This window comes from Serratia sp. G204Y, assembly GCF_051172435.1.
GTDB classification, from domain to species: Bacteria; Pseudomonadota; Gammaproteobacteria; order Enterobacterales; family Enterobacteriaceae; genus Serratia; species Serratia sarumanii.
Genome location: NZ_JBPIZA010000001.1, coordinates 2,236,928 through 2,259,135, shown reverse-complemented (window position 1 = coordinate 2,259,135; position 22,208 = coordinate 2,236,928). Strand labels below are relative to the sequence as shown.

Here is a 22,208-nt window from a genome sequence, read left to right as displayed (position 1 = left end):
CGCCCTCTGGTTATTGATCGACCGTCACATATCCGGGAAGGTCAGGGTGCCCCCCGGCGCTTCGCGATGAATGTGCAGGAAGTTCAGGTGCTTCTCGTACTGGTCGAGGATATCGCCAATCACCTGTTCCTTGCTGTAGTCCATCAGGTCGTTGCCCTGGGTGCCTTCCATCAGGAAGGTTTCCAGCCGGTAGTAGTGCGACTTGCCGGAGCGGGCGCGGTAGGTGAAGCCCGGCACCGAGTAGCGCATCGGCCAGATCTGATAGATGAAGTTCTGTTCCTCGCCCAGGTGCACCAGCAGCTCCAGGTGGTTCAGGCGCTCGTCTTCGGTCGGCGGCACTTCACTGAACTCCACTTTCGCGCCGCGCAGCTCCAGCTCGCGCGCCACGTCCTGCATTGCCGGGCGGCAGACTTTATCCAACATTTTCTGCGTGTACTGGGTGCCCGGGTAGTTCATCACCCGCGACAGGCGCTGTTTCCAGTTGAGCACGTCGTGGCTGGAGACCGGCACCGGCGCCAGGGTGCTGAGCGCGCTAGCCTTGCGGTAGTCTTCCACCCGCAGCGATTTATACAGCCCGGCCATCACGAAGAAGATCACGAAGCTGAACGGCAGGCCCATGATCACCGTGGTTTTCTGCAGCGCCGGCACGCCATCGGTCATCAGCATGCCGATGGTCAGCAGGCCGATGGCCACCGACCAGAAAATCCGCAGCCAGTTTGGCGCATCATTATTGATGTCGGCCAGGCGCGAGGTGAAGTTGCCCAGCACCAGCGAGCCGGAGTCCGCCGAGGTGACGTAGAACAACAGGCCGGTGATGGTGGCCACCGAGGCGCTGAAGGTGAAGCCGGGGTATTGCGCCAGCAGGCTGTAGAAGCCGCGCTCCGGGAACTGCATCACTTCCTGCGCAAACTCGGCGTTGCCGTGAATGATCTGGTACAGCGCGCTGTTGCCGAAGATTGACAGCCACAGCAGGGTGAACACGAACGGAATGATCAGCGTGCCGACCACGAACTGGCGAATGGTGCGCCCGCGCGAGATGCGCGCCAGGAACAGGCCGACGAACGGCGACCACGCCACCCACCAGGCCCAGAAGAACAGCGTCCAGTTGTTCATCCACTCCACCGGCCGATCGAAGGCGAAGCTGTTGAGCGTCATGCCCATAAAGCGGTTGATGTAATCGCCGACGTTGAGCACCAGCGCATTGAGCAGGAACTCGGTGTCGCCGAAGAACAGCACGAACAGGATCAGGCCCAGCGCCAGCAGCACGTTCAGCTCGGACAGGATGCGGATGCCCTTGTTGACGCCCGAGGTGACCGAGATGGTGGCCATGATCACCGACAGCAGGATCAGCGAGCCCTGCACCGTCAGGTTTTCCGGGATCTCGAACAGCACCTTGAGGCCGTAGTTGAGCTGCACCACGCCGATGCCCAGCGTGGTGGCGATGCCGAAGATGGTGCCGAGCACCGCGGCGATATCCACGCTGTGGCCGATCGGGCCATTGATGCGCTTACCGAAGATCGGGTACAGCGCCGAGCGGATGGTCAGCGGCAGATTGTAGCGATAGCTGAAGTAGCCGAGGGCGATGCCCATCAGCGCATACATCGACCAGCCGGTCAGGCCGTAGTGGAACAGCGTCCAGACCATCGCCTGGCGCGCGGCCTCCAGCGTTTGCGCGTCGCCTTCCGGCGGCATCATGTACTGGGTCACCGGCTCGGCGACCGAGAAGAACATCAGGTCGATGCCGATGCCGGCGGCGAACAGCATCGCCGCCCAGCTCATCAGGCTGAACTCCGGCTTGGACTGCTCCGGCCCGAGCTTGATCGAACCGAAGCGCGAAGCGGCGATAAACACCACGAACACGATGTACAGCGTCGCCGCCAGCAGGTAGTACCAACCGAAGGTGGTCGACACCCAATTCAGCGTGCGGGTGATCCACTGCCCGGAGAAGTCGGTGAAAAAGATGGTCATCAGCGAGAAGGCCAGGATCAGCCCCGCCGAGGTGAAGAAAACCACAGGGTTGAGGCGGTCCTGCTGCGGTTTGGAGGAGGTTTCGCGTGTTGTCATCGTCATCCTCTGAACTGAGTAAAATCGTGCCGCTCCGCATTTCGGGGCGCGTTGGCGCCGCCGGAAAACGGGCGAATGAAGGCGGCGGCCACCCCATCAGGAGGGCCTGAGTAACGCCGCTTTCGCCTGTTAACGAAGCGCCGGCGCGCTTCGCGGCGGGAACCGCTTACAGCCACTGATTTTGGTCAGATTCGTTAATTACCTCACAAAAATCAGCCAGTTCCACAACCAGATAGTACAAATTTTTAACCAGGCGGCAATAAAATATATGCAATTTTTATTGAACGTTCAATCAAAAAAAAGTTTAATAGTCCCCATGATGACCTGAATCACGGGCGAAACGGCAGTGAAATTTGCCCGCTGAGATAAGGCCGAAGTCGGTTTTGTGAGAGTCGAAATATGCCAAAGGTAGGAATGCAGCCAATCAGAAGGCAGCAGTTGATTGATGCCACGCTCGCCGCGGTAAACGAAGTGGGAATGCATGACGCCACCATCGCGCAGATCGCGCGGCGGGCCGGCGTTTCCAACGGCATCATCAGCCATTATTTCAAGGACAAGAACGGCCTGCTGGAAGCCACGATGCGCTATCTGATCAGCCATCTGGGCGAGGCGGTGAAGCTGCGTTTGCAGGCGCTGACCGATAACAGCCCGGCGGCGCGGCTGCAGGCGATCGTCGCCGGCAACTTCGACGACAGCCAGATCAACAGCGCGGCGATGAAGACCTGGCTGGCCTTTTGGGCCAGCAGTCTGCACCAACCGCAGCTCAACCGGCTGCAGCAGGTGAACGGCCGCCGGCTCTATTCCAACCTGTGCGCCGAGTTTCGCCGCGTCATGCCGCAGCCGCAGGCGCGGTTGGCGGCCAAGGGGCTGGCGGCGCTGATCGACGGACTGTGGCTGCGCAGCGCGCTGCGCGGCTCGGCGTTCAATCAGGCGCAGGCGCTGGCGCTCACGACCGAATACATCACGTTCCAACTCCGGGGGCAGACGCCGCCCGGAGGATAACTCAAGGAGATCCTATGTCCCGTTTTGGCTTGCAGAAGCTCTATATTCATGGCGCCTATGTAGACAGCACCGCTGGAAAAACCTTCAACGCCATCAACCCGGCGAACGGCGAAGTTCTGGCAGAAGTCCAGGCCGCCGGCGCTGAAGACGTCGATCGTGCAGTGGCCAGCGCGGCCAGCGGGCAGAAGGTGTGGGCGGCGATGACGGCGATGGCGCGTTCGCGCATCCTGCGCCGCGCGGTGGATATTCTGCGCGAGCGCAACGATGAGCTGGCGGCGCTGGAAACGCTGGATACCGGCAAAGCGATGTCGGAAACCACCGCGGTGGACATCGTCACCGGCGCCGACGTGCTGGAGTATTACGCCGGCCTGATCCCGGCCATTGAAGGCGAACAGATCCCGCTGCGCGAAACCTCATTCGTCTACACCCGCCGCGAACCGCTGGGCGTGGTGGCCGGCATCGGTGCCTGGAACTACCCGATTCAAATCGCGCTGTGGAAGTCCGCGCCGGCGCTGGCGGCGGGCAACGCGATGATCTTCAAGCCGAGCGAAGTCACGTCGTTGACGGCGCTGAAGCTGGCGGAAATTTACACCGAAGCCGGCCTGCCGGACGGTGTCTTCAACGTGGTGACCGGCAGCGGCGCGGAAGTTGGGCAGTACCTGACTGACCATCCGGGCATCGCCAAAGTCTCTTTCACCGGCGGGGTGAAAACCGGCAAGAAGGTGATGGCCAACGCGTCGGGGTCGACGCTGAAGGAAGTCACCATGGAGCTGGGCGGCAAGTCGCCGCTGATTATCTTCGACGACGCCGATCTGGATCGCGCCGCCGATATCGCCATGATGGCCAACTTCTACAGCTCCGGCCAGGTGTGCACCAACGGCACCCGCGTCTTCGTGCCGGCGGCGCTGCAGGCGCAGTTTGAGGCGAAAATCCTCGAGCGCGTGAAGCGCATTCGCCTCGGCGATCCGACCGATCCGCAGACCAACTTCGGGCCGCTGGTCAGCTTCGCGCACATGGAATCGGTGCTGCGCTTTATCGAAAGCGGCAAGAACAGCGGCGCGCGCCTGCTGTGCGGCGGCGAACGCGTCACCCACGGCGAATTCGGCAAGGGCGCTTACGTGGCGCCGACGGTATTCAGCGACTGCCGCGACGACATGGAAATCGTGCGCGAGGAGATCTTCGGGCCGGTGATGAGCATTCTCAGCTACCAGAGCGAAGAGGAAGTGGTGCGCCGCGCCAACGATACCACCTTCGGCCTGGCCGCGGGCGTGGTGACCAACGATCTGGCGCGCGCGCACCGCGTGATCCACCAGCTGGAAGCCGGCATTTGCTGGATCAACACCTGGGGCGAGTCGGCGGCGGAAATGCCGGTCGGCGGCTACAAGCAGTCCGGCGTTGGCCGCGAGAACGGCCTGACTACGCTGGAACACTACACCCAGATCAAATCGGTGCAGGTTGAGCTGGGCGAATACGCCTCGGTATTCTGATCTTCCCGCCGTCTTTCGAGCCGCAGCCGCGTTGGCTGCGGCCGACAATCTCTAGAGAGCCAAAATACACAGCCTGTTGCCGAGTCGCGCTTCGCGTCTTTGCCTGACCAGGCCTCTATAAAGTAAGGAGATAATGAATGGAATTTGACTACATCATTATCGGTGCCGGTTCCGCCGGCAACGTGTTAGCCACCCGATTGACCGAGGACGCCGACGTCAGCGTCCTGCTGCTGGAAGCCGGCGGCCCGGATTACCGGATGGATTTCCGTACCCAGATGCCGGCCGCGCTGGCGTTTCCGCTGCAGGGCCGCCGCTATAACTGGGCGTATGAGACCGATCCTGAGCCGCACATGAACAATCGCCGGATGGAATGCGGCCGCGGCAAAGGGCTGGGCGGTTCGTCCCTGATCAACGGCATGTGTTACATTCGCGGCAACGCGATGGACTTCGATAACTGGGCCAAAGCGCCGGGTCTGGAAGACTGGACCTATCTGGACTGCCTGCCGTATTTCCGCAAGGCGGAAACCCGCGATATCGGCCCGAACGACTATCACGGCGGCGAGGGTCCGGTGAGCGTCACCACGCCGAAAGCCGGTAACAACGAACTGTTCCACGCCATGGTGGAAGCCGGCGTGCAGGCGGGTTACCCGCGCACCGACGATCTGAACGGTTACCAACAAGAAGGCTTCGGCCCGATGGATCGCACCGTGACGCCGAAAGGGCGCCGCGCCAGCACCGCCCGCGGCTATCTGGATCAGGCGCGTTCGCGGCCGAACCTGAAGATCGTCACCCATGCGCTGACCGACCACATTGTGTTCGACGGCAAGCGTGCGGTGGGCGTCAACTATTTGCAGGGCGACAGCAATCAACTGACCCACGCCAAAGCGCGGCGCGAAGTGCTGCTGTGCGCCGGCGCCATCGCCTCGCCGCAGATCCTGCAGCGTTCGGGCGTCGGCCCGGCGGCGCTGCTGAACAGCCTGGATATCAAGGTGGTGCACGATCTGCCGGGCGTCGGGGAAAACCTGCAGGATCACCTGGAGATGTACCTGCAGTACGCCTGTAAGAAACCGGTGTCGCTGTACCCGGCGCTGCAATGGTTCAACCAGCCGAAGATCGGCGCGGAATGGCTGTTCAACGGTACCGGCGTTGGCGCCAGCAACCAGTTCGAGGCCGGCGGCTTCATCCGCAGCCGCGCAGAATTCGCCTGGCCGAACATTCAGTATCACTTCCTGCCGGTGGCGATTAACTACAACGGCAGCAACGCGGTTAAAGAGCACGGCTTCCAGGCGCATGTCGGCTCGATGCGTTCGCCGAGCCGCGGCCGGGTGCAGGTGAAGTCGAAAGATCCGCGCCAGCACCCGAGCATTCTGTTCAACTACATGTCGACCGAACAGGATTGGCAGGAGTTCCGCGACGCTATTCGCATCACGCGCGAGATCATGGCGCAGCCGGCTTTGGACGAATACCGTGGCCGCGAGATAAGCCCGGGGCCGGAAGTGCAGACAGACGAGCAGCTGGACGCCTTCGTGCGCGAGCACGCCGAAACCGCCTTCCACCCGTCCTGCTCGTGCAAGATGGGCGAGGATGAGATGGCGGTGGTCGATGGGCAGGGCCGGGTGCACGGCATGGAAGGATTGCGGGTGGTGGATGCGTCGATCATGCCGCTGATCATCACCGGCAACCTGAACGCCACCACCATCATGATCGCCGAGAAGTTAGCCGATAGCATTCGCCAGCGCGCGCCGCTGCCGCGCAGCACCGCCGACTATTACGTCGCCGGCGATGCGCCGGTGCGCAAACAGTAACCGACACGCCCTCTCGCCGTTGAGGGGGAGGGCCGCCGTAGCAAGCAACCCCTCTCCATATGCTCTTCCCCAAGGCGAGGGGGCAACTCTCTTTTTATTCCTTATCCCATCATGCCGCCGGCAGCGAGATCGCCTGATCGAAACTGGTGGGCGTCGCCATGCGCCACATGCGGGCGTAGAACTCGCTTTTGATCTCCGGTTGCAGCAGCGCGCCCGGCTCCAGGTAGTAATAGATATCGGCGTACACCTTGATCTCGGTCGGCGTGATGCGGCGCAGCATATGGTGCGAGGTCAGCTGCTCCGGGCGGCTGACGCCGGCCGCCGCCAACATGTCCGCCAGCGCTTTCACCGTATTTTGATGGAAGTGGTAGACGCGTTCCGCCTTGTTCGGCACCACCAGCGCCTTTTGCCGCAGCGGATCTTGCGTCGCTACGCCGGTCGGGCAGTGGTTGGTGTGGCAGCTCTGCGACTGGATGCAGCCGACGGCGAACATAAAGCCGCGCGCCGAGTTCACCCAATCGGCGCCGAGCACCAGCACGCTGGCGATGTCGAACGCGCTGATGATCTTGCCGCTGGCGCCTATCTTGATCTGGTCGCGCAGGCCGCAGCCTACCAGCGTGTTATGCACGAACAGCAGCCCTTCGCGCAGCGGCATGCCCATATAGTTGGAAAGCTCAAGCGGCGCGGCGCCGGTGCCGCCTTCCTTGCCGTCCACCACGATGAAATCCGGCAGGATGCGGGTGTGCAGCATCGCCTTGACGATGGCGACGAACTCCCACGGGTGGCCGATGCACAGCTTGAAACCGACCGGTTTGCCGCCTGACAGCTCGCGCAGCTGTTGTATGAAATGCATCATTTCCAGCGGAGTGGTGAAGGCGCTGTGCGACGCCGGCGAGATGCAATCGACGCCTTCCGGCACGCCGCGGGTGGCGGCGATTTCCGCATCCACCTTTTTCGCCGGCAGAATGCCGCCGTGGCCGGGTTTGGCACCCTGGCTGAGCTTGATTTCAATCATTTTCACCTGCGGGCTTTGCGCCTGTTCGGCAAAGCGCCGCGGATCGAAATGGCCGTCGGCGGTGCGGCAGCCGAAATAGCCGCTGCCCAGCTCCCACACCAGATCGCCGTTGTTTTCACGGTGATAGCGGCTGATGCTGCCCTCGCCGGTGTCGTGGTAGAAATTGCCCTTGGCCGCGCCGAGGTTGAGCGCGCGAATGGCGTTGGCGGAGAGCGCGCCGAAGCTCATGGCAGAAATGTTGAAGATCGACGCGGAGTAGGGCTGGCGGCAGTCGGCGCCGCCGATGGTGATGCGGAAACTGGTCGGGTCGGCGGCTTCCACCGGCCGCATGGAGTGGCCGATGCACTCATAGCCGGTTTGGTAGACGTCCAGCAGGGTGCCGAACGGTTTGTCGCCCATCTCGTTTTTCGCCCGGCGATACACCAGCGTGCGCTGGGTGCGCGAAAACGGGATCTCTTCATTATCCTGCTCGAGGAAATACTGGCGCAGTTCCGGGCGGATGAACTCGAAGAAGAAGCGCATGCGGCCGATGATCGGGTAGTTACGGCAGATGGCGTGGCGCTGCTGGGTGAGATCGTAGATACCCAACACCATCAGGCAACCGCAGGCCAGGGCCGGCAGCCAGAACCACGGATAGTTGTGCATCATGATCAAGAAAGCCAGGGTGAGCAAGATGCTCAGTACAAAGCAGGTATAGCGGCTGAATAAGGACGACTTCATAACATCTCCTGATGTTTATTTTAATCCACACGACATGACTCACGGATAATCCGTGTGCGAATCGTAGCCAACAGGAGGAGATGTTGTGTGTCTGTTGCTGCTTTGTCGCCGGTTGTTACATTAATTTAACGTGGCGGCAGGGGAGACGGGTTGCCGCGCGGCGTACCGCGCAACAAGCCAGGATGTTTATTTGCCGGCGACGAAGATGGTGCTCATGCTGCGCAGCCGCAGCTTTTTCATCGCGCTGTATTTCTGCGAAAAGATGGTTTTTGGGTGCGTGCCGCGCTTTTCCGCAATGTGCAGCAGGCTGTCGCCGCGCAGCAGATTGAAGATCACGTCGCTTTCCGCCGGGCTGAGCTCGCGGGTTTTCTGCACTCTGATGCCGCCCGGCTCCTTGCTTTCCAGCAGCCGCTGGATTTTTTCCTGCAGCGAATAAAGCGGAATGCGGGTGGAGACCAACTCAACGGAAATCCCCAGGATCGACAGCAGTTTCACCACGCGCTCGTCGTCGTAGAACACCAACAGGCGCGTTTTGCTGTTGTACTGCTGGTGCAGGGACACCAGGCTTTCGATCACGTTAACGCTCTGCTCCAGGTTTTGCGAGGTGAAAATCAGCGCGATATCGTGCTTGGTGATCTTCTCTGCTTTGGCGCCGCCGTGCATGAAATCGGAAAACAGGCGGATATCGTACGCGCCGTAGTGTTTCTTCAGCAGCACCGACAGGCCAACATAGCTGTACTTACACTCACTAATCACAAGAACGTTGTTTTTAGACATAGGGCAAACACCAATACCGAGTTAAAAGTATTCAGCTGTAAGAAGCGAGTTCAAATCCTTGATGCTGGATTCCTTCCACAGCTTTCCCTGCAGTGCGTAATATGGCATTTCATCCAGCCATTTCTTGTGTTCGGGAGTTTCAACTCCTTCGATAATTACCTTGTAATGATTAAGGTAAAAGAAGCGCAGTAATGCGCGCATCAAGCCCTCGCCGCCGGACTTTTTCATGAAGTCCCAGAGCAGAAAACGGTCGAGCTTAACGAAGCGGAACTGGCTGTTGTACAACGCGGAAAAACCCGCATAGCCAGAACCAAAATCATCGAGCCAAAATGAATAACTATTCAATGACGGATCGCCGTGCACGCGATCTTTCACCAGCCGGGTTGAATTCTCGCTGATCTCGAAATGAATACAGCGCATGGCATTAATTCTTTCGGCAAAGTGAGTATTCGCCAGCGATTGCAGAGAATAATCGTCAACATTCAAAGTGGCTATCACTTGGTTTTCATGAAACCAGTGTTTGTATTTATCGATCAGATTGATCTGATCCATCAAAATCTCAATCCGGGTGGCGCTATCGGCGTGGCGAAAGAACTGTTCAGGAGAAAAATGAGCGTATTCGCTATTAAACGTAAAGCGAGACAGACATTCGACGGCCAGCAATTGTCCCGATTTCGCGAACATTGGCTGAAAAACATAATTAATGCCGTTATTTTTCTCTCTGAAAGAACCGCTCATTTCCCAATCCTTGGATTGATATTTAACTTGTTGATTTTAAATGATTAAAAAGAAAGTTACTCCAGGTTTATTGGTAAATTTCTTATTTAAAGCGCCAGAATGGCCGAAGCGTGTCGACAGACCATTTAACGCGTAATTCGTGCCAAAGTCCAAATGTCGCAATATGTTACTAAATGTAAATATTCGGGATAATATGCTGATTTTCAGGCCTTAATGCAAAATCTTGAACTCTGCAGCTTTCCCAAACACAGATTATTCCTATTCATATGAATCGTCAACATCGATCGATAGGTATTCGCCGATAGTTTATTCCTATCAAGAGAGGCCTTATGAATGTTTTAAACGATTTAACATTAAGAATATGCTTAGTCTATATTTCGTCCGGCAATGAGTTCATCGAGGCAACGCTCCTTTTCAGCAAGGGAGTGCTATCGCTGAGTGTATGCTCAGTGGCGGCAATATATATAAGCCCGCCACTGAATCGATTATTTTATTGTTCTATGGAGCTGGAAATGAAAAAAGTATTATTGCCTTTGGCTGCCCTGGTATTGTCTGCAACTGCTTCCAACGCAATGGCAGCAAACGGCACTGTTAAATTCACCGGTGAAATCAAACAGTCTACCTGCCAGGTAACTAGCGATACTCAGAATAAAGAAGTTTACCTGGGTACTTACCCAACTTCTGCTTTCCCAACCGTGGGTTCTAAATCCGCTTCTAAAGCTTTCCAGATCTCTCTGGAAAAATGTGATGCCGGTGATTACAGCCTGCGTTTCGACGGTAACACCGTTGCCGGCAACCCAGACCTGTTGTCCGTAAGCAACGTTGGCGGCACTGGCGCTGCAGCTACCGGCGTGGGTATCGAAATCACCGATAACAACGGCAAGCCATTCGCTATCGGCGACGGTTCCAACATCAACGACGACGTAGCGAAAGTCACCATCGCTGCTGACGGTAAAGCGACCTTCAACCTGCAGGCTCGTTACCGTTCATTCGACAGCAACGTAACTGCAGGTCTGGCTAACGCCACCAGCCCGTTCACTATCGAATACAAATAATCGTCTTTCAGGACACACACGGCCAAGGATGGCCCGTAGAGGAAACCGATGAAAAAGTTCTTTGCTGCTCTGCTGATGCTGGGCACCTTTAACAGCTACGCCGGTATCCAGGTAGATGCCACTCGCGTGATCTATAAAGGCGACGACAAATCCGCCTCTCTGCCGATTCATAACGATGCTTCAGAAGCTTATATGGTGCAGACCTGGCTGGACACCGGTGACAGAAACCAAGTGCCGAAAAATCTGCCTGTCGTTGTCGTTCCACCGATTCTGAAATTGGACGCTGCCAAAACTGCAGTTCTGCGCTTTATCTATTCCGGTAATGGCTTACCTCAGGATAAAGAAACCCTGCTGTGGATTAACGTGCAGGAAATTCCGCCGGCGCCGAAGCAAGAAAACGTGCTGCAGGTTGCGGTGCGTACTCGAATCAAACTTTTTTACCGGCCGGTGGCGTTGAAAACGACGCTGGACGAGCAAGTACAAAACTTGCGTTGGCAGCGTGAAGGTTCACGTCTGCAAGTGATTAACGATGGCCCGCTGCATATTACCTTTGGGGCGCTGCATTTGAAAAACAGCGCGGGCAAGACCGTGGATGTGGACGCCAACATGGTGAGCCCGAAAGATCGCTTATCGATCAGCATCCCGGCGGGCGTCAGCGTTGGCAACAAGATTGCTTTCAGTTATATCAACGATTTTGGCGGTAGAACGGAAGTCAAGGACGTTCCAGTACAATAAGAGAGACAGGGAATGGCAAATCAACGAAAAGTAGCAGGCGGAACGACGCGGCTGACACAGCTGATCCGAATTGCAATCATTGCCGCCAGTGCGCCGATGTTCTGGAGTGAAGCGGCGCTGGCAGAGTTTAACATGTCGTTTATTCACGGCGATGAAAACCTGAGCAATGCGGAAGCGGTCGCTCAGGGCGATGCTTTGCAACCGGGCGTTTACCCATTCGACATCTACGTCAACCTGACTCAGGTCGATCATAAGGATGTTACTTTTCGTCAGGTTAAAGGCCAGACCGCGTCTCAACCCTGCCTGAAAGTTGAAGACCTGCGCAACTACGGCATCAAACTGCCGGAAACGCTGCAGGCCGGCAGCTGCGTTGATCTGCCTGCGTTGGTTAAAGACGCCACCGTCAGCTATGACGCGGCGGTGCAGCAGATCAACATTTCCGTGCCTCAGACCATGATGGATCTGAGCGCTATCGGCGCGATCCCGCCAAGCATGTACGATGAAGGCATCAACGCGCTGTTCGCCAACTATAACTTCAACTACAACAAGAACAGCTATCGCAAAGATGACGCTGACGACAGCGAGTACATGTTCCTCGCGTTGAACAGCGGCCTTAACCTGGGCAGATGGCGCCTGCGCAACAACTCCACCTGGGACAAACAGAGTGGCAGCAGCAGCAACTGGACCAACGTCTCTTCCTGGGCCGAGACCGACATCGTGCCATGGCGCAGCCGTTTGGTGATGGGGCAGGCGAGCACCAACAACAGCGTGTTCAACAGCTTCCAGTTCCGCGGGGTGCAACTCTCCAGCGTTGACGACATGCTGCCGGACAGCCTGCGCGGTTATGCGCCGGTGGTGCGCGGCGTGGCGGCGACCAACGCCCGCGTCGAGATTCGCCAGAACGGTTACGTCATTTACAGCACCAACGTTGCGCCGGGTCCTTTCGAGATCCACGACGTCTATCCGCATACCAACAACGGTGACCTGCAGGTGACCGTCAACGAGGCCGACGGTTCGCACAAAACGTTCAGCGTCGCCTACTCTTCCGTGGCCAACATGCTGCGCGAAGGCATTTGGAACTTCCAGCTGACCGCCGGTAAATACCATAACGGTAACGGTGGCTATCAGCCGAAGCTGATTCAGGGTACTGCGGCATACGGCATGAACTATGGCCTGACGCCGTTCGGCGGCGCCATCATTGCCGAGCACTACCGTTCCGCTGCCGTGGGTATCGGTAAGAGCCTGGGATCGTGGGGTGCCATCTCCGTGGACGGTTCGATCTCCGATACCGAGCTGGCGAACGGCGATCGCAAGCAGGGGCAGAGCTTCCGTTTCCTGTACTCCAAATCGCTCAACCAGATGGGCACCAACTTCCAGTTGGCGGGCTATCGCTATGCGACTTCCGGTTACTATGATCTCAGCGATGCGGTCCAGGAGCGTAACAGCTGGCGCAACGGCATTTATGCCAATGATTACTGGGATCCGAACGATCTGCAGCCGGGCCAGCCTTCCTGGAGCAACAATCAGAAACGCACCCGATACACCGCGCGCTACGGCAACAAGCGCGAACGCGTCGAGCTGTCGCTCAGCCAGCAGCTGTGGGCGGGGGCCAGCCTGTACGCCAACGTGAGCCATCAGAACTACTGGGGCGTATCCGGTAACGATCGTACGATTCAGCTGGGTTACAACGACGGCTTCAAGCGCATTTCCTACGGCGTTTATCTACAGGATACGCGCGGCCAGTACGGCTATTCCGATCGCAGCGTGAACTTCACGATGTCGATCCCGTTGGATTGGGGCCAGAGCAACAATTCGACCACTGCCAACTTCAGCGCGGCGCACAGCAAACAGAGCGGCGACAGCTACTCGACCGGCATCAGCGGCACCATGCTGGACGATCGTCGCATGAACTATTCGGTTTCCACCGGGCATACGCAGTCCTCCGGTCAGAGCAGCAACCTGAACCTGGGCTACAGCAGCAGCATCGGTAACATCGACGGTAGCTATGCCTACAGCTCGAAATACCGTCAGGAAGGGGTGGGCCTCTCCGGCGGCCTGCTGGTGCACTCCGGCGGCGCGACGCTGACGCAGCCGTTGCAGAACACTATCTTGCTGGTGGAAGCGAAAGACGCCAAAGGCGTGCGTCTGGAAAACCAGCCGGGCGTGACCATCGATCGCTTCGGTTATGCGGTTGTGCCGTCGGCCAACCCGTACCGCTACAACTATGTGGCGCTGCGCACCGAAGATTTCGGCCCGGGCCTGGATGTGCCTGTGGCCAGTAAGCAAGTGGTGCCGACCGAGAAATCGGTGGTGAAGGTGAGTTTCGATACCTTCAAGGGCGTCAGCCTGCTGATTCACGCTCGTCTGGGTGACAACGGTTATCCGGCCATCGGCGCCGGCGTGTTCAACGAGTCCGGCCGCAACAGCGGCACCGTGGGCCTGGAAGGCGCAACCTATGTTTCCGGCGTGAAAGCGGGTGAGAAACTGACGATCAAATGGGGGCCGAAAGCCGACCAGCAATGCGTACTGCCGATCCCGGCGGACGTGGGCGACAAACAAGCGGCCATGGGATATCAGGAACTGACCCTGCAATGCCAAAAACTGTAAGGTACACCATGAACTTGAGCAAATTAGCACGTAATACACTTCTGTCAGTGGTGGGGCTGGCGGGGTTGGCGATGGCGCAACAGGCGGCGGCGATGCAGTGCCGTTTCGGCAACTCGACCGGCAGTAGCAGGCCAACCGGCAGCGTGACGCAGGATATCGACGTCGGCCGCCCGATCGTGTTGGCTGCCAGCGACTTTGTTAAAGGTAACCTGATTTGGCGTTCTCAGAACTTTACCTCCACCTTTACCTGCTGGGATACCGACAACTACCCGCGTGGAGAGAACGCTTACATCTATTGGAACCCGCAGAACTCGTTCGGCGCACTGGATAAGTCGTTGGAGATTGGGGTGTCGATCAACGGGCGTGATTATGATGCGATCAACCTGAAGCAAAGTTCCAACCGGCCGACGGGCCCTGATTTGGGGCCGGGTACCAAACCGGGCAGTAATAGAAGGAAAGCCGATCCTCAGGCGGTGACCGCCACTTATTCGGTGTATATCAAAGCCACCGGGGTGAAACCGCCGGCGGGTAACTTCCCGCCGCTGGCGCGCGCTTCGCTGTTCCAGATCGATGGTGAGTTGGGCCTGAACGCCACCAAAGACAGCAACTTTAACGCCTATATTAAAGGGTTGGACAAGATCCGCGTGATCCAGTGCAATCCGCAGATCACCGTGTTGGCCAACAACGGCGCCAGCGTCGATTTCGGTGTGTTGACGACGTCCAGCGCCAAAACCGGCACTATCGCCAAGCAGGTGCCGTTCGATATCAAGGCGACCTTGAGCGGCGGCGAGTGTGCCGGCCAGTCTCTGCAGGCCAGTTTCAGCAGCACCAACGCCGATCCGTCAGATAACACGCAGATCCTGCCGACCACCAAACCGGGCGTGGCGATCTTCCTGACTCAGCAACGCGACACCAACAAAACGCCGATCCCACTGCAAACCAACGTGGATTTCGGCGGCGTGCTGCAGGATAAGCAGAACGAAGTGAAAGAGACCTTTATCGCGAACCTGAAGTGGTTGACCAATACGCCGAAGACCGGGGTGTTCAACGCCACCGCCAACGTTGACGTCACCTTCAAATAATCCGGTGTCGCTTCAATTAAAAAGGGTTCAGTTCGCGAGAACTGAACCCTTTTTACGTGTTATGCCGCGTTTATCAGCGCAGCCCCATCCAGGTGGTGCAAACGCCTTCCGGCGGTTTGCCAGCGTACCAGCGGGGCAGCGTAGGAGCATCGTGGCGTGGCTCAGCCTCCACCGGCTGCGCCGGCCATTCCGCCACGTCCCAGCGGGTGGTGCGGCGATACACCGCCGGGGTTTTGCCGAACTGTTTCTTGAAGGCGCGTGAGAACGAAGGCTGAGAATCGAAGTGGTATTGCAGGGCGATATCCAGGATCGGGCGCGGGGTGGAGCGCAGCGCCTGCGCCGCCTGCGACAGGCGCCGCTCGCGGATATAGCTGCCGAGCGCGTGGCCGGTGGTGCTGCGGAACATGCGCTGCAGGTGCCATTTGGAGTAGCCCGACTTGGCGGCGACGTTATCCAGCAGCAGCGGCTGGTCCAGATGAGTTTCAATCCAGTCTAGTAAATCGTGAATGATATTGACGCGATCCATGGTTTTAGTTCTCCCGCAAAAACGACATTCAGGTCACAGTGACTTAGCTTAATTATCCAAGAATATACTTTGATAATAGGCGCGAGTGCGCCGTTACGCAAGGGTAAACCGGGGGTAAAAAGGTGACCAAAAATGCTCTTTGAATCGCAGGGGGATAAAAGAAAGGCCGCATAAAGCGGCCTTTTCAGCAGGAAACGAGTGGAAAATCAGTTAGTTTCCGGCTTCACTTCAATGTAGTTCAGACCCAGTACGTTGCTGGTGTAGCCGCGGATCTTGTTGGTCATCTCGATATCGCCGTTCAGCTTGTGGCCGTAGGACGGGATGATCTCTTTCAGCTTGCTCTGCCATTCCGGCGTCGCCACTTTGTCTTTGAACACGGTTTCCATCAGGTGCAGCATGATTGGCGCAGCGGTGGAAGCGCCCGGTGACGCGCCCAGCAGAGCGGCGATGCTGCCGTCTTCAGAGCTGACGACTTCGGTGCCGAACTGCAGCACGCCGCCTTTATCCGCGTCTTTCTTGATGATCTGCACGCGCTGGCCTGCGGTCCACAGCTTCCAGTCTTCCTGCTTGGCGTCCGGGAAGTACTCTTTCAGCGCGGCGAAGCGATCGTCGTCGTTCATCATCAGCTGGCCGACCAGGTATTTCACCAGATCGAAGTTATCCAGACCGACGTGGGTCATCGGCATCAGGTTCGAGGTGCTCAGCGAGTGCAGCAGATCGAACAGCGAACCGTTCTTCAGGAACTTGCTGGAGAAGGTGGCGAATGGCCCGAACAGCAGCACGCGCTTGCCGTCCAGCATGCGGGTATCCAGGTGCGGCACGGACATCGGCGGCGAACCTACGCTGGCCAGGCCATACACTTTGGCCAGGTGCTGGTTGGCGATCGCCGGGTTGGTGGTGACCAGGAACTGGCCGCCGACCGGGAAGCCGCCGTAGCCGTCGGCTTCAGGGATGCCGGATTTCTGCAGCAGGGTCAGGGAGGCGCCGCCTGCGCCGATGAACACGAACTTGGCGTTAACGGTGGTTTCTTTACCGTCGCGGTTCAGATCGGCAACGGTCACGCTCCAGGTCTGATCGGCGTTGCGCTTGATGTCGCGCACTTCGTGGCTCAGGTTCAGCTTGAACTTGTCGCTGGTGCTCAGCGCGTCAACCAGCTGATGGGTGATCACGCCGAAGTTGACGTCGGTACCCAGCGGCATGCGGGTCGCGGCGATTTTCTGCGCCGGATCGCGGCCGTTCATCACCAGCGGCGCCCACTGTTTGATTTGCGCAGGATCTTCGGAGTATTCCATGCCGCGGAACAGGGTGCTGTGCTGCAGCGCCGCGTAGCGTTTACGCAGGAAGTTGACGTTGTCGTCGCCCCACACGAAGCTCATGTGCGGCACGCTGTTAATGAAGGATTTCGGATCTTTCAGGACATTGTTTTTCACCTGATAAGACCAGAACTGGCGAGAGATTTCGAAAGACTCGTTGACCTTCACCGCCTTGCTGATGTCGATGGTGCCATCGGCTTTTTCCGGCGTGTAGTTCATTTCGCTGAAGGCGGAGTGGCCGGTGCCGGCGTTGTTCCAGCCGTTGGAGCTCTCTTCCGCCACGCCGTTCATGCGCTCGTACATGTCGATGGTCCAGGTCGGCTCCAGCTCATGCAGATAGGTGCCCAAGGTGGCGCTCATGATGCCGCCGCCGATCAACACCACGTCGACGGTTTTATTCTTCTCTTCAGCCGCCGCCTGCTGCGTAACGCTAAACAGGCTGAGACTGAAAATCAGGACGAGTAATTTTCTCATTGAATTAAATCTCTTGTGTGTAAATTCTACTCATTGCAGGTGAAAGAATTTAGCGGGAGTTACCCTGGAAAATAGTGAAGCCGACCGCCCGGCGTGAGCCGATAGGCAGCGATAATGCCTTTTTGTTAATAGGGTTTTTAACGAAAAGTGAACTATTGCAGGCCGTCCGGATGCAAATTGATCGGTTCACGTTACTGGCGGGGTATTATTGTTTGCGAGAATGTTAAAAACTACTTTTGTAACTAAAAAAAATGAATATAAGCAAAAATAGGCCGGTTGCTGTCGCAGGAATAAACAGAGAGGGGAGTAAGGCCATATAACCGCGTTATTTTCAGGGGTTAATTGTCGCGTAATTAAACGTTATTTCGTTATCACACAATAATTGCGGTTAAATTGCAAATACGCATCGGTAACCAATAATAAACGGCCGCCGTTGCAGGCGGCCAGGATTCACAAGGCGGTTACTTGATGCCCATCGCATCGCGCATGGTGAAGAACAGATCGGTCTGATCGGTCAACCCCACCACGTTGGCGGCGTGCGGGCCGTAGGCCGCGACGCGCAGCTGGGTGCCGGTGTGCCCCTGCGATTCCTCTTCCGAGTTGCCGTAGCTGAGGGTCATCGGCGCGCCGTCTTTGGTGGTCAGTGTCTGGGTCAGGCCCGGCGCTTTGGCGTCGGCGGCGACGATCTGGCTGGAGTGCGCGTGGTCGGCGGTGACGATCACCAGCGTGTTGCCGTCGGCGCGGGCGAAGGCCAGCGCTTTTTGCACCGCCTCGTCCAGATCGACGGTCTCACCAATCTGCCCGCACGGGTTGGCGGCGTGATCCTGCTTATCGATCGACGCGCCCTCTACCTGCAGGAAGAAGCCGTTCGGGTTGTCTTTCAGCAGCGCGATCGCTTTTTCGGTCATCGCCGCCAGCGTTGGCGTGGCCGCGGTGCGAGCCGGGTTGTTTTCGCAGGTCACCGCCGGTTTGTCGAGGTTGCCGTGATAGCTGGCTTTCGGCCCCAGCCAGCGCACCGGCATGTTGCCGTCGGCGAACAGGCCCAGCAGCGGTTTTTGCTGATTGGCCAGGGTAACGGCCTGCAGTTCATCCGCGTTGATCACCCACTGATAACCTTGCGCCGCCGCTTGATCTTTCAGTGATTTTCCTTGCCATTCGCCGCTTTTCGCCAGTTGGTTGAAGGATTTCGCGCCGCCGCCCAGCGTGACGTCGGCACGGGTTTTCAGCAACTGCTCGGTGATGGAACCGCGGCCGCCGTTTTCCAGCGCGTTAGCGGCGCATTTCTCGCTGGTTTCCTCCGGGCCGTAGCATTTGCGCGAGGTAACGTGCGACACCAGCGCCGCCGGCGTGGCGTCCTGCAGTTCGGCGGTGGAGACGTTGCCGGTGGCCTTGCCGGCCGCCTTGGCGATCTCCAGCAGCGTCGGCTGGTCTTTGCCGTTCACGTCCACGCCGAGCGCGCCGTTATAGGTTTTCACCCCGGTGGCCCAGGCGGTGGCGGAAGCGGCGGAGTCGGTCACGTAATCCGGTTTGTGGGTTTTCTTGTCCAGCGAGTAGTGGGTGTATTGCCCGGTCAGCGGCAGGTCGTCGATGCCCTTGAAGTAACCGCCTGCGCCCTCGGCATAGTTGCGGGCGGCGGTGATCTCGGAATCTCCCATGCCGTCGCCAATCAGCAGGATCACGTTTTTCACCGTTTTGTCCGACAGCGACGCCTTCAGCGCGGCGGTCTGATCGCCGGCCAGACGACGGGCGCCGCCCGGTTCGGTGAGGGTGCCGCGCGCGGCGCGCTCGGTCAGGCCATCGGCATTGGCCGAGTTTTCCGCCGCGATGGCGGAGGAACAGAGCAGGGCGGACAGCACGGCGCCGGCGATCAGGGATACAGCAGGTTGCATGGGGCAAGCTCCTTGTCGTAATACAACAATGTAAATAACATCAAATTGTTACGTAAGGAGAGTAGAGCAGAGGGATGACAATTTTATGACAGCGGAAGGCGGGACGGCCCGGCGGCCATCCCGTTTGACGATCAGGCCGCGCGCGCCGGTATAGTGAGCCCACGCTGCACCGCCGGCCGCGCCAGACCGCGCTCCAGCCACTGCGCGACGCGGGGGAAACTGTCGAACTCCACCAGCTCGCGCGCCTCATAGAAACCGATCAGGTTGCGCACCCAGCCCAGCAGCGAGATATCGGCGATGGTGTAGTCCGCGCCCATGATCCAGTCGCGGCCTTCCAGGCGCGTTTCCAGCACGCCGAGCAGGCGTTTCGATTCGTTTTTGTAGCGCTCCAGCGGCCGCTTGTCTTCATACTCGCGCCCGGCGAATTTGTGGAAGAAACCGAGCTGGCCGAACATCGGGCCGACGGCGGCCATCTGGAAGAACACCCACTGAATGGTTTCGTAACGCTGCGCCGGATCCTGCGGCAGGAAACGGCCGCTCTTTTCCGCCAGGTAGAGCAGAATGGCGCCGGATTCGAACAGCGGCAGCGGCCGGCCGCCGGGGCCGTCGGGATCGATGATCGACGGGATCTTGCCGTTCGGGTTCAGCGCCAGGAATTCCGGCGTCCAGGTTTCGTTGTTGCCGATTTCGATCAGGTGCGCTTCATAGGGCAGGCCGATCTCTTCCAGCATGATGGACACTTTGACGCCGTTCGGCGTCGGCAGGGAATAGAGCTGCAGCCTTTCAGGATGCTGAGCCGGCCAGCGTTTGACGATCGGGAATTGGGTGGAATCGAGCATGGAAACTCCTCGGGTTGGCGGGGTGGCTTAAGCGTACCCCGTGAGTATTGCAGTAAAACTACCCCGCCGCCGGGTTACACCGTGAGTTCAAAATGTGCTGCCAGCGCTTTTTTACCGGCAGGGGTCAGCTGCAACTCGCGGCTGTCGAGTCGGCGGACGATCCAGCCGCGGTGGATAAAGGCGGCCAACAGCGCGGCGCCCAGTGCGCCACCGAGGTGAGAGCGGCGTTCGCTCCAGTCCAGGCAGCCGCAGGCGAAGCGGCGGCGGGTGGGGGCGGGGGAGCAATCGACGCCCAGCCGCGCCAGCGCGGCCTGACCGGCGTCGCTTAAGCGGTAGTCTTCCTCACCGCTCAGCCAGTTCAGCGCATGCAGCCGATCGTGCAGTTTCACCGCCACCTCGCCCGCCATATGGTCGTAGCAGGTGCGGGCATATTGCAGCGTGGTGGGCGTGCTGCTTTTCACCGACGTGCGCGGCACGCCCGCCAGCGCCATCAGGCCTTCCAGCGCCTCGGCCACCGGCTGACCGGCCAGCCGAAAATAGCGGTAGCGCCCCTGTTTGACGCAGGCGATCAGCCGCTGCTCCAGCAGTTTCGCCAGATGTGTGCTGGCGGTGGACGGGGCGACCTCGACCGCCGCGCTGAGCTCGGTGGCGGTGTAGGCGCGCCCATCCATCAACAGGCACAGCATGCGCGCCCGGGTGCGGTCGGCGATGGCGGCGCTCAGCGCCGCCAAACGATCTTCTAGGTCGATGTTATGCATACTTCGAGGTTAGACGAAGTATGACTGCGCGTCCATTGTTAACCTGTGGCTGTCGCATTCTGGTGTTGTGCGTCTGTGTTCGCTGGATATTGATGAGCGGGCGTTGGAATCGGTGCGGTGGCGCCATTCCTACAATGCGCGCGTACCTGAGTTTTACCGTTGAGAGGAGACGATAATGATCGCCGTGATTTTTGAACTGCAGGCCGCCGACGGGCAGCGCGATACCTATCTGGCGCTGGCGGCGGAGCTGAAGCCGCTGCTGGCGCAGATCGACGGATTCATCTCCATCGAGCGCTTTCAAAGCCTGGCCGATCCTGCGCGCCTGCTGTCGCTCTCCTTCTGGCGCGACGAGGCGGCGGTGCAGCAGTGGCGCAATCTCGAGCAGCACCGGGCGGCGCAGGCGCGCGGACGTGGCGAGGTGCTGGCGCAGTATCGGCTGCGGGTGGCGGAGGTGGTGCGGGACTACGGGCTGGAGAGACGCGAACAGGCGCCGCAAGATAGCCGTTGTTATCACCGCACCTGAAGAAAGCCCGCCGCCGGCGGGCTTTCGTCCGTTATTTCGCTTCGCTGCCCACCTTCATTGCCCCGGCGTAGCTGGCGCCCATCCCCCAGGCGGCGCCGTGGTCGCGGGCGATCTGCAATACGCCTCCCGCCGTGGCTTTGCGGCTCCAGTCCTGCTGCCATTCCAGCATCAACGCCACCCAGTTGATGGGCGTGGCGCCCGCCTGTACCAGACGCTGCATGGCGTTGTTTTGGCTGTCTGGCGTAATGTCGCCGGTGACGTCCGACAGGATATAAACCTCATAACCCTCGCCCAGGGCGGACAGCGCCGGCAGCATCACGCAGCTGGCGGTCCACAGCCCGCCGATGATGATTTTCTTGCGGCCGGATTGTTTGATCAGATCCACCACGCGCCGATCCTGCCAGACGTTGATGGCGGTGCGATCGTACACCTGCAGGTCCGGGCGTGCCTGCGTCACCTGCTGGAATACCGGCCCGGCGAAGCTTTTGGCGTTGGCCGAGGCCAGAATGGTCGGCACGTTGAACACCTTGGCGGCCTTGGCGATGCCGGCGGCGTTATTGACCAGGTTGGTTTGATCGATAGAGGAAATGGTCATGCCGAACATGTCCTGCAGATCGACCAACAGCAACAGGCTGTTCTCGGCGGTCAGCGGTTGCACATAACCCGCCTGGCTGCTGTCGGCGGCGGGGGATTGCGCCAGCGCGGCGACGGGGGCGGCGGCGGCGCTCAGGCCGAGCATCAGGGCGAACAGGGTCTTTTTCATTATTAACTCCATGATTATCAGTAGATTAAATTCACC

At 58.9% G+C, this 22,208-nt stretch carries 18 protein-coding genes; 8 read left to right on the top strand and 10 right to left on the bottom strand.

The window, feature by feature from the left end:
• Positions 1-24 precede the first annotated feature (24 nt).
• The gene (locus ACSBQQ_RS10940; RefSeq protein ID WP_033653535.1) at positions 25-2,064 is read right to left on the bottom strand and encodes a choline transporter; all 2,040 of its coding nucleotides are present in this window, start codon (positions 2,062-2,064) and stop codon (positions 25-27) included.
• A 399-nt stretch (positions 2,065-2,463) separates the two neighbouring features.
• Here ACSBQQ_RS10940 and betI point away from each other — a divergent pair, with 399 nt between their 5' ends.
• From betI to betA, 3 genes are all read left to right on the top strand, one after another.
• Positions 2,464-3,066 carry a transcriptional regulator BetI gene (gene betI, locus ACSBQQ_RS10935; protein WP_004939107.1) on the top strand — a complete coding sequence of 201 codons (603 nt, stop codon included), beginning with the start codon at positions 2,464-2,466 and terminating at the stop codon, positions 3,064-3,066.
• A gap of 14 nt (positions 3,067-3,080) precedes the next feature.
• Positions 3,081-4,553 carry a betaine-aldehyde dehydrogenase gene (betB, locus tag ACSBQQ_RS10930; protein ID WP_033653381.1) on the top strand — a complete coding sequence of 491 codons (1,473 nt, stop codon included), beginning with the start codon at positions 3,081-3,083 and terminating at the stop codon, positions 4,551-4,553.
• A gap of 137 nt (positions 4,554-4,690) precedes the next feature.
• A complete protein-coding gene (betA, locus tag ACSBQQ_RS10925) occupies positions 4,691-6,358 on the top strand; it encodes a choline dehydrogenase (RefSeq protein WP_060426551.1) in 1,668 nt (555 codons plus the stop codon).
• A 109-nt stretch (positions 6,359-6,467) separates the two neighbouring features.
• Here betA and ACSBQQ_RS10920 read toward each other — a convergent pair whose 3' ends face one another.
• The 3 genes from ACSBQQ_RS10920 to ACSBQQ_RS10910 form a co-directional block, all read right to left on the bottom strand.
• Positions 6,468-8,093, bottom strand: coding sequence for an FMN-binding glutamate synthase family protein (locus ACSBQQ_RS10920; protein ID WP_049196260.1), 1,626 nt, complete (start codon positions 8,091-8,093; stop codon positions 6,468-6,470).
• Between the two features lie 186 nt (positions 8,094-8,279).
• Positions 8,280-8,870, bottom strand: coding sequence for a LuxR family transcriptional regulator (locus ACSBQQ_RS10915; RefSeq protein WP_004939094.1), 591 nt, complete (start codon positions 8,868-8,870; stop codon positions 8,280-8,282).
• A 21-nt stretch (positions 8,871-8,891) separates the two neighbouring features.
• Positions 8,892-9,608 carry an EAL domain-containing protein gene (locus tag ACSBQQ_RS10910; RefSeq protein WP_033637688.1) on the bottom strand — a complete coding sequence of 239 codons (717 nt, stop codon included), beginning with the start codon at positions 9,606-9,608 and terminating at the stop codon, positions 8,892-8,894.
• A 512-nt stretch (positions 9,609-10,120) separates the two neighbouring features.
• Here ACSBQQ_RS10910 and ACSBQQ_RS10905 point away from each other — a divergent pair.
• From ACSBQQ_RS10905 to ACSBQQ_RS10890, 4 genes are read left to right on the top strand one after another with little or no spacing between them, the layout of a single operon-like run.
• Positions 10,121-10,663 carry a fimbrial protein gene (locus ACSBQQ_RS10905; RefSeq protein WP_033647475.1) on the top strand — a complete coding sequence of 181 codons (543 nt, stop codon included), beginning with the start codon at positions 10,121-10,123 and terminating at the stop codon, positions 10,661-10,663.
• Between the two features lie 48 nt (positions 10,664-10,711).
• Positions 10,712-11,398, top strand: a complete 687-nt coding sequence (locus tag ACSBQQ_RS10900; protein WP_033646826.1) for a fimbrial biogenesis chaperone — start codon at positions 10,712-10,714, stop codon at positions 11,396-11,398.
• A 12-nt stretch (positions 11,399-11,410) separates the two neighbouring features.
• Positions 11,411-14,005 carry a fimbria/pilus outer membrane usher protein gene (locus tag ACSBQQ_RS10895; RefSeq protein WP_033646825.1) on the top strand — a complete coding sequence of 865 codons (2,595 nt, stop codon included), beginning with the start codon at positions 11,411-11,413 and terminating at the stop codon, positions 14,003-14,005.
• Positions 14,006-14,019: 14 nt separating this feature from the next.
• Positions 14,020-15,087, top strand: coding sequence for a fimbrial protein (locus tag ACSBQQ_RS10890; RefSeq protein WP_033647471.1), 1,068 nt, complete (start codon positions 14,020-14,022; stop codon positions 15,085-15,087).
• A gap of 73 nt (positions 15,088-15,160) precedes the next feature.
• On the opposite strand, the gene ACSBQQ_RS10885 is transcribed toward ACSBQQ_RS10890, so the two are convergent.
• From ACSBQQ_RS10885 to ACSBQQ_RS10865, 5 genes are all read right to left on the bottom strand, one after another.
• The gene (locus ACSBQQ_RS10885; RefSeq protein WP_033637692.1) at positions 15,161-15,613 is read right to left on the bottom strand and encodes a helix-turn-helix domain-containing protein; all 453 of its coding nucleotides are present in this window, start codon (positions 15,611-15,613) and stop codon (positions 15,161-15,163) included.
• 206 nt (positions 15,614-15,819) lie between these two features.
• Complete coding sequence (locus ACSBQQ_RS10880; RefSeq protein ID WP_060387464.1) at positions 15,820-17,400, bottom strand: malate:quinone oxidoreductase; 1,581 nt, start codon at positions 17,398-17,400, stop codon at positions 15,820-15,822.
• A 461-nt stretch (positions 17,401-17,861) separates the two neighbouring features.
• Complete coding sequence (gene phoA / locus ACSBQQ_RS10875; RefSeq protein ID WP_060387465.1) at positions 17,862-19,289, bottom strand: alkaline phosphatase; 1,428 nt, start codon at positions 19,287-19,289, stop codon at positions 17,862-17,864.
• 131 nt (positions 19,290-19,420) lie between these two features.
• Positions 19,421-20,128, bottom strand: coding sequence for a glutathione S-transferase N-terminal domain-containing protein (locus ACSBQQ_RS10870; RefSeq protein WP_033646821.1), 708 nt, complete (start codon positions 20,126-20,128; stop codon positions 19,421-19,423).
• A 74-nt stretch (positions 20,129-20,202) separates the two neighbouring features.
• Positions 20,203-20,886 carry an ArsR/SmtB family transcription factor gene (locus tag ACSBQQ_RS10865; protein WP_033646820.1) on the bottom strand — a complete coding sequence of 228 codons (684 nt, stop codon included), beginning with the start codon at positions 20,884-20,886 and terminating at the stop codon, positions 20,203-20,205.
• 175 nt (positions 20,887-21,061) lie between these two features.
• Between ACSBQQ_RS10865 and ACSBQQ_RS10860 the strand changes: the two genes are divergently transcribed.
• Complete coding sequence (locus ACSBQQ_RS10860; protein WP_033646818.1) at positions 21,062-21,409, top strand: antibiotic biosynthesis monooxygenase family protein; 348 nt, start codon at positions 21,062-21,064, stop codon at positions 21,407-21,409.
• A gap of 31 nt (positions 21,410-21,440) precedes the next feature.
• Here the strand turns inward: ACSBQQ_RS10860 and ACSBQQ_RS10855 are convergent, their stop codons facing one another.
• A complete protein-coding gene (locus tag ACSBQQ_RS10855; protein ID WP_033646817.1) occupies positions 21,441-22,172 on the bottom strand; it encodes an isochorismatase family protein in 732 nt (243 codons plus the stop codon).
• Between the last annotated feature and the right edge of the window lie 36 nt (positions 22,173-22,208).